Source organism: Sporomusa sp. GT1, assembly GCF_014634905.1.
GTDB lineage: Bacteria > Bacillota > Negativicutes > Sporomusales > Sporomusaceae > Sporomusa > Sporomusa sphaeroides.
In genome coordinates this window covers 1-13,315 of sequence record NZ_BMBX01000037.1, presented here as the reverse complement: position 1 = coordinate 13,315, position 13,315 = coordinate 1, and the positions used below count along the sequence as shown (strand labels likewise).

Annotated in this window: 12 protein-coding genes; 3 read left to right on the top strand and 9 right to left on the bottom strand. The window is 49.4% G+C overall.

From position 1 onward, the window contains the following. Positions 1-20: 20 nt before the first annotated feature. Positions 21-443, bottom strand: a complete 423-nt coding sequence (locus GT1_RS20580) for a DUF3842 family protein (RefSeq protein ID WP_075753138.1) — start codon at positions 441-443, stop codon at positions 21-23. Positions 444-907: 464 nt separating this feature from the next. Between GT1_RS20580 and GT1_RS20575 the strand changes: the two genes are divergently transcribed. Together GT1_RS20575 and GT1_RS20570 are read left to right on the top strand one after the other, a co-directional pair. Further along, entirely contained in the window at positions 908-1,519 is a 612-nt protein-coding gene (locus GT1_RS20575; RefSeq protein WP_188400281.1) for an FmdE family protein, read from the top strand. 34 nt (positions 1,520-1,553) lie between these two features. Next, a complete protein-coding gene (locus GT1_RS20570) occupies positions 1,554-2,384 on the top strand; it encodes a cyclopropane-fatty-acyl-phospholipid synthase family protein (RefSeq protein WP_223226408.1) in 831 nt (276 codons plus the stop codon). A gap of 157 nt (positions 2,385-2,541) precedes the next feature. Here GT1_RS20570 and GT1_RS20565 read toward each other — a convergent pair whose 3' ends face one another. The 5 genes from GT1_RS20565 to GT1_RS20545 form a co-directional block, all read right to left on the bottom strand. Then, positions 2,542-4,197, bottom strand: a complete 1,656-nt coding sequence (locus GT1_RS20565) for a methyl-accepting chemotaxis protein (RefSeq protein ID WP_188400279.1) — start codon at positions 4,195-4,197, stop codon at positions 2,542-2,544. Positions 4,198-4,465: 268 nt separating this feature from the next. Continuing rightward, positions 4,466-6,103, bottom strand: a complete 1,638-nt coding sequence (locus GT1_RS20560; protein ID WP_188400278.1) for a cell wall metabolism sensor histidine kinase WalK — start codon at positions 6,101-6,103, stop codon at positions 4,466-4,468. Beyond that, a complete protein-coding gene (locus GT1_RS20555; protein WP_376742017.1) occupies positions 6,100-6,795 on the bottom strand; it encodes a response regulator transcription factor in 696 nt (231 codons plus the stop codon). Before GT1_RS20555 ends, GT1_RS20560 begins: the two co-directional genes overlap by 4 nt. 168 nt (positions 6,796-6,963) lie before the next feature. Then, complete coding sequence (locus GT1_RS20550; protein ID WP_075753126.1) at positions 6,964-7,344, bottom strand: DUF2680 domain-containing protein; 381 nt, start codon at positions 7,342-7,344, stop codon at positions 6,964-6,966. Between the two features lie 218 nt (positions 7,345-7,562). Continuing rightward, positions 7,563-8,678, bottom strand: a complete 1,116-nt coding sequence (locus tag GT1_RS20545) for an HD domain-containing phosphohydrolase (protein WP_188400276.1) — start codon at positions 8,676-8,678, stop codon at positions 7,563-7,565. A 277-nt stretch (positions 8,679-8,955) separates the two neighbouring features. Between GT1_RS20545 and GT1_RS20540 the strand changes: the two genes are divergently transcribed. Beyond that, a complete protein-coding gene (locus tag GT1_RS20540; protein ID WP_188400275.1) occupies positions 8,956-10,338 on the top strand; it encodes an NAD(P)/FAD-dependent oxidoreductase in 1,383 nt (460 codons plus the stop codon). Positions 10,339-10,380: 42 nt separating this feature from the next. Here GT1_RS20540 and GT1_RS20535 read toward each other — a convergent pair whose 3' ends face one another. From GT1_RS20535 to GT1_RS20525, 3 genes are all read right to left on the bottom strand, one after another. Then, the gene (locus GT1_RS20535; RefSeq protein WP_075753119.1) at positions 10,381-11,028 is read right to left on the bottom strand and encodes a TrkA C-terminal domain-containing protein; all 648 of its coding nucleotides are present in this window, start codon (positions 11,026-11,028) and stop codon (positions 10,381-10,383) included. Positions 11,029-11,204: 176 nt separating this feature from the next. Beyond that, positions 11,205-12,314 (bottom strand): betaine/proline/choline family ABC transporter ATP-binding protein, encoded by a 1,110-nt coding sequence (locus GT1_RS20530; protein ID WP_075753117.1) that lies wholly within the window; start codon positions 12,312-12,314, stop codon positions 11,205-11,207. A gap of 14 nt (positions 12,315-12,328) precedes the next feature. Beyond that, on the bottom strand, positions 12,329-13,315 hold a 987-nt coding region (locus tag GT1_RS20525; RefSeq protein WP_223226406.1), incomplete at its 5' end, for a glycine betaine ABC transporter substrate-binding protein.

The window sequence follows — 13,315 nt, the reverse complement described above, 5'->3', positions numbered from 1 at the left end:
TGGCAAAAGCACCGTCAATGCTACCAGGCTTTCCCCTGGACAAGGTCACTTACTTTCGTCACTGCTTCCTTGATGGATACGACCAGCGGCCGGGTTTCCAGCCCTACAATTTCAAAATGGTGCTGATTCACCGGTACCAGTACTTTATGCGCATCGGCGGAAGCAACAGCTTCGGCAATTTTCGGCGTAATCTCGCCCATTAATGAATTCGGAATAATAATACCAATAGGCCCTACTACGATATCTGCTTTACGGATGGAAACAACAACAGCATTTTCGCCGGTTGCGCCGCGCATAGCACCTGCCCGCACCATATTATTGGTTGCCAGTGCATTGGTCCCCAACGCAATAATATCGGCTTTTTGTCCTAATTGTACCGAAAGCTGCGTAACCAGCTGTACCCCCAGTCCCCCGCCCATACCGTCAATAACTGCAATTAACATTACTTTTTACCACCTTCCACCAAACTGGACGCTGACAATGATGTGCAGCCGCTGCGACCGAAACACAGCAGCCCTGCGCGCAAAAGCGCATAAAAAAGCACAAAAAAACCATGAAAATATCGCTCTGCGCGAAACCTTCATGGCTGCAATCTCTATATAGACTATTTTCGGACAGCTAAATACCTAACCGTACTTCCTACGGCATTTGGCAGCTTCTGCTGCCTTATGTCATGATTGTATCAAAATTCACGTTTATATGTCAATAGATTGTATGAATGTTCTAAAATATGAGGTTTTACTAAGATATATTTATTGACAAGCCGCCTCGAAGTGGGAGATAATAAGTTGAATTACATTTTTTTGAAACTGAGGTATGAAGCCTTGTTGGGAGACGCGCTAGAGCCCCCGGCAACTTTTTGTACCTTTTTTAAATTGCGAGCACGAAAACATGGGAGGTATTGATTATGAACAATCATCCTGCAGACTATCAAAAGGCGATCGAATTTCACGGGCACTGCTGCCCCGGACTGACTATCGGCTACCTGGCCGCAAAAGCCGCTCTGGCACAGCTCAAGGTAGAACGGGCAGCCGACGAAGAGCTTGTTGCCATTGTCGAATCAGATGGTTGCGGCATTGATGCCATCCAAGTGCTGCTGGGCTGCACCATTGGCAAAGGCAATCTCATTTACAAAGACTACGGCAAACAAGCCTATACCATCGGCAACCGGAGCACAGGCGAGGCCGTACGCATAGTCGTTATGGCCGGCAGCATGGTGCCGCTGACAGCAGAGCAGGAAGCCATAAAATCAGCCGTATTCAGCGGACAGGCCACACCGGAACAGGAAGAATGCTGGCGCCGGCTTCAGTCTGAGCGTACCGGCCGTTTATTGGCTGCTCCGGCTGAAGACCTGTTTAGAATCCAGAAGGTTGAACTCAAGCTGCCGTCAGAAGCTAAAATTTTCAATTCTGTCATCTGTGAGTGTTGCGGCGAAAAAGTTATGGAATCCCGCGCCCGCTTACAAAATGGCAAAATCGCTTGTCTGGCCTGCACGGAGGAATACAGCCGGGGTTGGTAAACGGCTGTTAACTTAGCAAGGTGAGGTGATTATCATGTATAATGCCCAATTCTGGGCGAAGGCCTGGGACGAATACCGTCAGACAGCAAACAGGCGCCGTCCTGACCCCAAAGCCTGGGTAGAGTTTTGGAACAGCTTTGCCGGCCGTTATGCCGAACATAATGATGACAACCGGCAAACCCATCAGGAAATTATTGATAACCTTACTGCACAGTGGCCGGTGCAGGCAGGCGATACCCTGCTTGACATTGGCTGCGGCCCCGGCACCTATGCGCTGCCGCTGGCAGCCAAAGGCATAAAGGTTACCGGCCTGGACACGGCCGCCCAAATGCTGTCGACCCTGCAGGCGCAAGCCGGGCAGGCAGGTCTGTCAAACGCCATTACACCCCTCCATGCCGACTGGAACGACCTGCCGTCAGAGCCGGCCTATGATGTCACTTTTGCCGCCAAAAGCCCGGCGATCAATGACTACAACACGCTGATGAAAATGATCAAAGTCGCCCGTAAAGTCTGCTGCCTTATTGGCTTTGCCGGCCAGCACGACCTTGATCTGCGCCGTCAGCTGTGGGAACAGCTCCTGCCGGAACCGGCTCCCAAGCCCTCGTTTGATATTATTTATCCGCTGAACATCCTGTACCAGGAAGGTTATCGCCCCAACCTGACTTTTTACAGCTATAGCCACTCCGAGCAAGAACCCCTGGATGAACTTACTGCCCATTATATCCGGTATTTTGCCATGCTGGGCATAGCCGGCTCAAAAGCGGAAGGCATAATCTCCCGCTTTTTGCAGGACCGGGCTGTCGCTGGCCTGTGCACCGAGCAATCAGCCACAACGGTCGGCGTTATGTGGTGGAAGGTAAAGTAGTCGCAGAGGGCCGTTATGCATAAGCGGAGGTTAAGCGCCGGCGTCGCAGCGTTGTATGACGGCCCTCCGCGCGGGTTTTGTGGGGGACGCACAAATTTATGCCTTCTATTTAGATCTAAAAAGGACTGAACGCTTTGCTAAGCGTCAGTCCTTTTGCTTATACCTTGAACTTTGCCACCAGCTGGTCCATCTCATCAGCCAAATGCGACAACTGATTGGCTGTGGCGGTAAACTCTTCAATGGAAGCAGTCTGTTCCTGAATAGCGGCTGCCGCTTCCTCTGACTCGGCGGCAATTTCTTTGGATACTGCCGCTATATCATTCGAAGAAGCAGCAATCTCGACAAAGCTGGCTGAGGCAGCTTCGTTGAGCTGAGTTATCTCCTCAACTGCCTTCTTGCTGCTGGCCGACCATGACATGATCTCCCGCAGCGCGTCAGCCAGGTTGGCCACCGCCGTCTCAATGTGAGTCAACTCTCCCCCCAGCATGGTATTGGCATTATGCACAGTGTCCACCTGCTGCTGTACCTGCAAAATCTTGGTTGTCACACTGTCAGCCGCTTCATTGGTTTGTTCTGCCAGTTTCCGCACCTCTTCAGCCACCACCGCAAAACCGCGTCCGGCCTCACCGGCCCTGGCAGCTTCAATGGCGGCATTGAGCGCCAACAGATTGGTCTGCCCGGAAATCGCCTTGATCAAATCAATAATCTGGCTGATATCCTTGGAATGCGCCGACAACAGATTAATATTCTCAGTCACCTCAGCCACCGTCCGCCGGAGCTGTTCGGTACGCGCACTTACCACCCCGGCATTTTCACCGCCCTTGTTTGCCTGCTGCTGGGAACCTTCCGACAACTCGGACGCTTCCTTGGCATGCTCTACCATCCGCCGCATGCCGGCGGCAACGTTTTCAGTACTGCTTGCCAGATGTCCCATGTTGGAATTTTGTTTATTCGCACCTTCCGCCACTTCCTGCACCACATTGGCTACCTGTTCGACTGCCCGGCTGCTTTCCTCACTGGCTCTTGACAGCATCTGCGCCAAATGTTTGACCTGCTGCGCCGTCTCCTGCGACACTTTGATAATCCTTTGCACGCTTTCAATAAACACATTAAAATGCTTAGTCACTGCACCAATTTCATCCTGCCGGCGGTCGTCCAGACGAATCGTCAAATCACCCTCGCCGGTGGCCACTTGCGCGAAAGAATCTGCCAGCTGGTTAATCGGCCTGATAATCTTGTTGATGATAGTAAACAACGCCAGCAACACCACAATCAAACCAAGTAAAGAAACTCCCACCTGCACGCTTTTCGACACGGCGATCTTACTTTGCGAGCTTTGGTCAAGCAAATTTACCATCTTATTGACTTCCGCCACATAAGCCGGAACCGTGGCGTTTATCTCACCCACCTTGGCCGGTAAGTCAGTCCCGTTCGGCAAGGAAGCAAGCAAGGTTTTGTACTTTTCCCAATAAGGCTTTACCACTTCATATTGCTTTTTACTGGCCTCATCACTGATAGGTTCAAGTTTAAGCGTTTCGTCACCTTTGGCAAAACCGCTGATTATCTTGTCGCAAGCAGTAATTTCCTGTTCAATGTCATTAACAATAGCAGCTTTTTTATCAGCAGCAGCCGTCGCATACTGAGTGGACAACAAGGCTAATTTGTACGCCCTGAAGCGTAGATTGCCTGACAGGTTAATGGCAGGTGCATCGCCCTGCAAGACGCTGTATGTATAAAAATTAATCCCCAGCAAACCTACAATAAACATAAACAACACCAAAATGACTGTCAGCAGCCTTGCTTTTATTGACATAATGAACCTGCCTCCTCTGCAGTATCCTGCAACATTCAATTTTACGACCTTTTGTGACAATATTTTACCATTATGTCCGTCTTGTTGCCAGCAGTTTTTTTATAAATGGAGACTTGATTCAGAAGGGGTTTTAACCCCATCTGAATCTTAGTCGGAATTATCCAGGGACTTAGCCGCTCTTAACTCCCGCTTGCAGAAGCGGGAGTCTTAGAGCGGGTTAGTCATCGGATAAAAATCTTTTTTTATAACAGTCCTTTTTTATATACTGTTATCTGTCCGCCAATAGCCCCTTGTTGGGAAATGTAATAATAAACACCGTTCCCTGTCCTACCTTACTGCTTACTTCACTGGCGGCACCATGCAAATTAATTATTTCCTTTGCAATAGCCAGCCCCAGGCCGGTACCGCCGCCGGTGCGGGTATGCGCTTTGTCGGTTTTATAGAAACGTTCCCAGATATATGGCAGATCCTCTGCAGGAATACCGGCGCCGGTATCGGCGACAATAAGCCTTTCCCCGTTGGCGTCTGCGGTTACACTGACTTTGACGGTGCCGCCCGCCGGAGTAAATTTAAGCGCATTATCCAACAGGATAACCACAAGTTGCGCCAGCCTGTTGCCATTGCCGGTAATATCAGGTATGCCCCTGCCGATATCTACTGTCAGAGTCACTCCCTTTTCCGCACTCCGCTGCCTGAACAGTGTCACAATATTGGCGGCAATCTCAGCTAAAGAAACCGGCTCGGTTTCCAGCTCGGCAGTACGCGCTTCCAGTTGGCTTAAATCTAAAAGCTCGGCGATGAGTTTTTCCAGCCGCACAGTTTCATCACGCATGATTTGATAATATTTCATTGCCAGCTCCGGGCTGCTCACCGTTCCGTCTAATAGTGCCTCATTATAACCACGCAGGATGGTCAGCGGGGTTCTAAGCTCGTGTGACACATTGGCAACAAAATCACGCCTTAGCTTGTCTGTTTTTTCGGCATTACTGACAAATACGGCCAGCGCCTTGGCCAGCGAGTTTAAAGACCGGCTCAAATCACCGACTTCATCGTTGGTCTCGGCCTTAGCCTGAACGGAATAGTTGCCGCCTGCCATGGCTGAAGCCACAGCCTGCATGGACCGTAAAGGGCGAATAATGCCTGATGCCAGATAATTGGCTATACATACGGTAATAAGCACAACCACTGTGCCGGCGGCGGCAATATACCAGTAAATCTGGTTCAGAAAACCGTCAAAGCCGGCAAGCGGCGCATGAATCAAAACCGTGCCCAGCGTCTGGCCCTCCGGTTTGAGGGGAACACCCACAACCAGCATATTTTCTTCATAATAGGGATGGTAAAACGTTTTAGCCCAGGCTCCGTCACCGGCAGATTGCACCTGCTGCCCAATTAGCTCCAGCCCCTGGATATCCGCCAAATTATGCACATGATTTTGTTCGGCCGAACTCTCCGGCGCGGCGTCCTGCCGGTCCGCCCCCCGCATCATGCCCTGTCCTTGTCTATGGTGCATCATTCCCGGCCCACCCGACATGTTACAGGACGCCGGGGCTCCCATTGGGCCCTTTTTCCTCATGCCGCCCCGGTGATGCAAGGTGTTGGCTGCCAGCTCCCGCTCCTCGGATGCGGCCATCAGATTCATGGAATTATCGACAACCCACACCCTGGCGCTAAGCAGACTGTCAATATTATTAATGAAACCGGCAAGCTGCACATAGTTTATCCGGCCGGCATAGTAGCCTTCTACTACCCGCGCCGTTTCATAGGCTTTGGCCGTAAACTCACGCTGCTTGCCGGCAATGAAGTATTCGCGGATTAAAAGTGCTGCTCCGGCTGATACGCTTGCCAACACCAAAGTGACGACAATAATAAAGCTGCCAAGCAGTTTATGCTGCAGAGATATTCTCACGGTTTCACCTCGAACTTGTAGCCAATACCCCACACGGTCTTGATATCCCACGGAGGCTCTGCCTGAACCGCCAGTTTTTTTCGAATGCGTTTAATGTGGGTATCAACGGTGCGGGTATCGCCACAATAGCTGTAGTCCCACACACTTTCCAGCAGTTGTTCCCGTGAAAAGGCAAGGCCGGGATGGGAAGCCAGATACCACAGAAGCTCCAGTTCTTTATTGGCAAGCGGAATCTCCTCATCAAACGCCGTCACCGTATGTCTGTCCAGATCGATTACCAAATGCGGATAGCTTAAAACAGCCGCAGACGATTCTTTCGGCATACCCTGACGCCGCAGCACGGCCTTGACCCGCGCAACCACTTCCCGGGGGTTGAAAGGTTTTGTCACATAATCGTCCGCCCCCAGCTCTAGTCCCATAATGCGATCATCGTCTTCGGCCCGCGAAGTCAGCATAATGATGGGTATATGGGAAAACTTGCGGATTTGGCGGCAGACTTCAATACCGTCCAATATTGGCATCATGATATCCAAAATGATGATATCCGGCTTACTCTCCTGGTATTTTATAAGAGCCTCTGCGCCATCTGCCGCTTCCTGCACCGCAAACCCCTCTTTCACAAGATACAGAGCCAGGAGTTCCCGGATAGGCTGTTCATCATCCACAATAAGCACAGTTTTATCTGTCATGATTACCACCTCTCGATTCGCGGGTTCGCATGTTCGTAATTTGCCTGTGCGAATCCACAGCTTTCTTCGGACAAGCGAAGCATCAAATTAAGCATATCATAAGCCGCCGATGTGCAAAATAGCCTGCCGCGTTTTTGCGGCAGGCTATGCTATTTAATTTATTCACTGCTATTACCGGGCCCAGCCTCCGTAACCGCAGCCTCCCCGCCCATGGCCCCAGCCATGACCTCCATGCATACGGCCTGGTCCCATGCCCATTCCCCCATAACCGTCTTCCATATAGGAGATTTCCTGGTCGGCTTGTTCTTGGGTTAACCAGCCCCATTCTACTTGTCTTTCCAGCACTTGTTTCCTATGTTCCATTCTTTCTTTGTGCCAGCTGTCAAGCTGAGCCTTTTGCTCACTTGTCAGATTAACCTGCTGACCATTTGTGCCAAAAGCCGGACAGAAACCACCGGGGCCGTAAGCATCACCCGGAGCAGCCAGCGCCACGGAACCTGCCAGTGATAATACCAGAATCCCGACAAGGGCAACAACAGTAATTTTTTTCATAACCATCACTCCCTGTTTTTATTTAATGCAAGTATACCCTATCTGTCCAGGAAAAGTGTGACAGAACTGTGAACAATCGGTGAACTAATCGGTACACGGCAGCATAAACAGCAAAAGCCGGGACAGCCTCGTTATCTTCGAAGCAATCCCGGCATTTCTTATCTGCCTGAAAGCGCTGTTCCTTTTCTGCACCTTAGCGGCTGCCCCCATGCTTACAATCAGCCTACCGCTTCCTCATCATATAGATGCAGCTTACTTTCAGGGCGCTCCCGCCGCAAAAAACAAAAAAAGGCATCCAGAATTTCCGGATCAAATTTAGTTCCCCGCCCGGTACGCATAACCATCATTGTCTGCTCCAGATTCATAGCCTTGCGATATACCCGGTCTGAGGTTATGGCTTCATATACATCGGCTACACTGAGTATCCGGGAAATGAGCGGAATCCCCTCTCCGGCTTTCTTGCTGGGGTAACCCCGTCCATCATAACATTCATGATGGTATAAAATATATTCGGCGACTTTTTCCAGTTGTTTAATATTTACCAGGGCATCATAGCCTAATTGGGGATGCCGCTGAATGATGGAATATTCACTTTCTGTCAGTTTGCCTGTTTTATTTAAGATTTGCTCAGGTATGCCAATTTTGCCGATATCATGAAGAACAGCCGCAATGGCCAGTTCGCCCAGCAGGTCGGCCGGCAGTTTGAGTTCTTTACCGATTGCCAGTGCGATGTCCCGCACCCGCGCCGAATGCTCGCCGGTATACTGGTCGCGGCTGCCAATTAACTTGGCCAGCGAAGTCACCGTCTCCACGGCTAATTGCTGGTTTTGGTGTTCAAGCTCTTGCTTCCCGGTTATATCAAGACCAAACTCTAAGACATAACTGACAGAACCATTGCTTGTCAGCACAGGTACGGCCGTTTGCTCGATGTATTTGACGGCGCCGGAATGATTGCGCCGCCACGTAGTCTGCGTATGCCGTTTGGCTGTAGCCAGTGTTTTTGCTACCAGGCAGTCGGGACAAACAGCCCCATCGGCAAAGACCTCATAACACTTCCTGCCCAACGCCGCTTCTCTGGTTACGCCGGTAATGGCTGCCGTAACTTCATTAACCATCAACACCTGATAGGTAGAAGAAATAGCCATGACAGAGCAGGGGGCATTTTCCACCAGAACATCAAACAGTTTTTCCTTACCAGTCATCCCCGGATTATCAATACCGGCCGCAGTAGTGCTGCTTTTCTGTTGATAGCGGCGCAAGGTAAAAGCAATATAGACAAGTACAGCCAGCATAAGAAAATTAATACCAATCAACAATGTCTCCGTTCCTGCCACAGCTTCTCCTCCAACCAATCACCCTATAGAAACTACGAATACAAATAGCCAAGCTGTGGAGAGCCTGGCTAAATTAAGTTGTTATTTAAATTCTTCTGACAAAATTTTACCATGCACGCTAAAGGCTGTCTAGTCGGTAATTTTGAGTGGCTATTAAAAGTTTCCAGGGTGCGAAAAGTTTCCCTGAAAAGAACTTTTTTCTCTTTACAAAACACTGGCTGATAAAGTATAATGTTGTACGGTCTGTGCCACAATCATATAGAGAGGTGGTTTTTTTATGTCCAATACATTTGACATTGCCATTATCGGCGGCGGCCCTGCCGGTGTATTCGCCGCTTATGAGCTTATTATGAATAATCCTGGCAGTAAGATTGTGCTGGTAGAAGCCGGACACGACATTTATTCCCGACATTGCCCCATTTCCGATAAAAAAGTACCTGCCTGCATTAAGTGCAATCCCTGCGGCATCATGCGCGGGTTTGGCGGCGCCGGTGCATTTTCCGACGGTAAATATAACTTTACTACCCAGTTTGGCGGTTGGCTCAACGAATACCTTCCTGATCAAAAAGTGCTTGATTTGATTGACTATGTCGACCAGATCAATATAAAATACGGCGCACCGTCCGAGTACTTCAGCACCCAAAACAGCAGCCTGGGCAAAGAAGCGCTGCGGTATGACCTGCACCTCCTGGACGCCAAAGTCCGCCATCTTGGCACGGAAAACAACCTGAAGATCCTGCAATCCATATACGATTATTTAAAAGAAACCATCACCATGCTGTTTGGCGTAACCGTGGATTCCATTAAAAAGGTTGGCCGCACCTTTACCCTGCAGACAGCCAAAGACGGCATTATTGAGTGTGATTATCTGATCGCCGCCCCCGGGCGCGCCGGTTCGGAGTGGTTTTCCCACCAGTGCCGCGATTTGGGCCTCTCCTTAACCAACAACCAGGTGGATGTCGGTGTACGGGTTGAAATACCGGCTGAAGTTTTCCAGCACATTACCGATGATGTGTATGAAGCCAAGCTGGTATACCGTACCAAGCAATATGGCGATTTAGTCCGGACCTTCTGCATGAACCCCAAAGGCTATGTTGTTGCTGAAAATACCGACGGTATTGTTACTGCCAACGGACACAGCTACCGGGATGAAAAGCTGCACAGCAAAAACACCAACTTCGCACTGTTAGTCAGCAATCACTTTACCGAACCGTTCAACGAGCCGCACCAATACGGCAAACGCATTGCCTCCTTCTCCAATATGCTGGGCGGCGGCGTGCTGGTACAGCGTTTCGGCGATTTGTTAAAAGGGCGCCGGACTAACGAGCACCGCCTGGCGCAAAGCTTTACCCAGCCAACCTTAAAAGCAACGCCCGGCGATTTGAGCCTGGTGCTGCCAAAGCGCCATCTTGACAATATTATTGAGATGATTTATGCACTTAACAAAATTGCCCCCGGTATGGCTAATGATGACACCCTGCTGTATGGAGTGGAAGTCAAATTCTACAGCTCCCGCCTGAAACTGACAGAAGAACTGGAAACCGAGATTACCGACATGTTTGCCATCGGCGACGGTGCCGGCATTACCCGCGGCCTGTCCCAGGCCAGTGCCAGTGGCGTGCATGTTGCCAGAGTCATAACCGAACGCTTAAAAAAATAGATTAATGTGAACCGCCAAGACTTTTAGTCTTGGCGGTTTTATTCACTCACTTACCCTGACGCTGATTTTTTCCTTAGTTCTATTAAAATACTCGGAGGTCCGCTGATATATACCGGTTTCACCAACCACGACAATTTTGTCATAAGGCTCAATTACGGCGTTGGGGCCGGGGGATATAATGATTTCTGTCCCGCGGCGAATGGCCATCACCGTAGCGCCTGTGTGCTGCCATAGTCTGAGTTCCGCGATGGTCTGGCCTACAATATGGGCGTCGGCATTTATGCCGATTTCCACAGGATTGTAGGGTGTGAGGTTTCTCAGCCGGTCAGAGTAATTGATAATTTCTGTAAGCACTGCCTCAATTTTTCCGTCAAGCTCCTGTTTTTCCCGCAGGAGGATTTCAATTTCCTGGCGCAGGGAGTATACAGATTCCGAACTTTTATAGTGTTCAATAAAATTATACGCCTGCTCTACCGAGAGTATGGTTACTTCCTTGCCTTGCGATACATCGACAACATGTTCATCTTTTAACAGCGAGATGGCTTTCCTGATGGTTTCCGGTGACACATTATAATGGCCGGCCAGCAGCGTCCGGCCTGAAATCTTGCTTCCCTCCTCAAACTCACTGTTAATAATACGCTGCGCTAGATCAAGTGCAATAGCCCGAAAAATCGGGACATTCCCCTTCATGTTACATCCTCCAAAAATTTGCTACACTTTAATTATTATTATGACACATCTATTACATACTCTGTACATAGACATTATTCCTGCAAGCCGGGAAAATATGAGCCAAAAGAAAATACGGATTGCGCGCAGCCTGTGGCAAACGCGCAATCCGATGGCCTTTTTTATATATTCAGGTTTTACAAATTCTCGGCGATAACTCTCACCAGCGAGCTTCTGGTTACCAGGCCACGCAGTTTATTGGTATGGTTTACAACAGGTAAGCAGGACAAATCATATTCCACCATGAGATTAATGGTCTGCCGCAGATTTTCATCAGGCTTGACCGTAACAGCCGCCGGCTTCATCACCTGTTCCACCTGGACGGCCTGATCCAATTTCCGGTGAATATCCATTGCTGTCGTCATCCCCAGCAATTGCTCATTATCGTCAATGACAAACAGACTGTCTACCTTGCTCTGCTGCATTTTCTGCAGCGCTTTCTCTAATGATAAATCCGGGTAACAAACAACCGGATTACTGTTCATAATATCCTGGACATTAATCCATTCCGGCTGTTGGAGCAGCCGCCTGGAACCAATAAACTCCTCGACAAACCCATGAGCAGGCTGAGAAAGTATCTTCGCCGGTGTATCATCCTGCAGAATTTTGCCGTCTTTCATGACAACAATGCGATCCCCCAGCTTTATCGCTTCGTCCATATCATGGGTAACAAAAACGATAGTTTTACGCATCTCTCTTTGTATCCGGAGCAGTTCGTCCTGCAAATTCTCACGCGTGATGGGGTCAAGCGCACCAAAGGGCTCATCCATCAGAATTATTTCCGGATCGGCAGCTAACGCGCGCGCCACTCCTATCCGCTGCTGCTGACCGCCGCTAAGCTCGTGAGGATAGCGCTGCAGGAATTTAGCGGCAGGTAACCCCACCAGTTCAATTAATTCTCCGGCCTTTTTCTCACACTCGGCCTGGGTAGCCCCTTTTAAATCAAGCACTATCGCAATGTTCTGCCCAATTGTCATATGAGGAAACAGCCCAATGCTCTGGATAACATAACCGATGTTGCGCCTAAGAACGACCGGATCAAAGTTCTCGATATTTTCTCCCTTAATCTTGATTTGCCCGGAAGTCGGCTGAATCAAGCGGTTGATCATCTTCATCGTCGTTGTTTTGCCGCAGCCGCTGGGGCCGATAAGCACTACAAATTCTCCGGCACCGATAGACAGCGTAATATCGTCCAATACCGGCTGCTTGTTGTTAAATGCTTTACTTACATGTATCAGCTCAATCATATGTCGAAGCCTCCTTACTTAATGAGGCCCTTTTTTGTCAGAAAGTCAAGGGCAACCTTCTCGGGGGCCATTTTTTTCTCGTCGACAAGATAGTTTAATTCTGTCATCGTGTCTGTATCGATTATCCCGCTAAGTTTAGCCAGTTCTTCCTTAACGCCTGTAAACTGTTCCAAGGTCTCATTCCGGGCAATAATTACCGCCTCATAAGGAGGAAAGAAATTTTTGTCATCTGCCAGCACCTTCAAGTCAAAGCTCCGGATTCTGGCATCGGTGGAATAGGCGATAACGGTATCCACTTCTTCATCTTTCACGGCTTTATAGACCAGTCCTATCTCCATGGGGTAGGTCTTGCCGAAGGTGAAACCATAGACTTGCGCTAATGCCTGATAGCCGTCAGCCTCGCGGTCCAAAAAGGAAGTATCTGTCCCCAGCTTCATACTGGCCGCATGAGGTGCCAGATCTGATGCTTTGGTCAAACCGTATTTTTGGGCTACATCCCCGCGTACGGTAAGAGCATAGGTATTTTCGAACCCATAAGGGGCAAATACCGTCTGATTAAACCGTTTGCCAAATTCGGTCTGAACAAAATCAAAGGCCTGCTTTCTGTCAAATATCGGCTGCTCGAGCCCCAGCGGCCCGGTCATCTCTGTACCGGTATACCGTGTTGATATATCGACTTCCTTGTTCAGCATAGCCTGATGGACAATGGTGGAAGCACTAAGATTCGTAACATGTTCCACTTTATAACCCAGGTTCTTTTCAATCAGCAGTTTCATCATTTCTGCCAGGATTTTGGGTTCACTGAAAGTCTGCGACCCAATCTTAATGGTTTTCGTATCTTTAGTGCCAGTCATTCCCCCGCAGCCGGTAAAAACAACGGCCAGCACCAGCAGCAATCCGATAGTCAACACTCTTATTCTCATATTTATAACCATTCCTTTCGCTTCGCTCAAGGCACAAAACGGAATGAAATCCGTTAGCCTGGAGCGATTTTTTCTTGT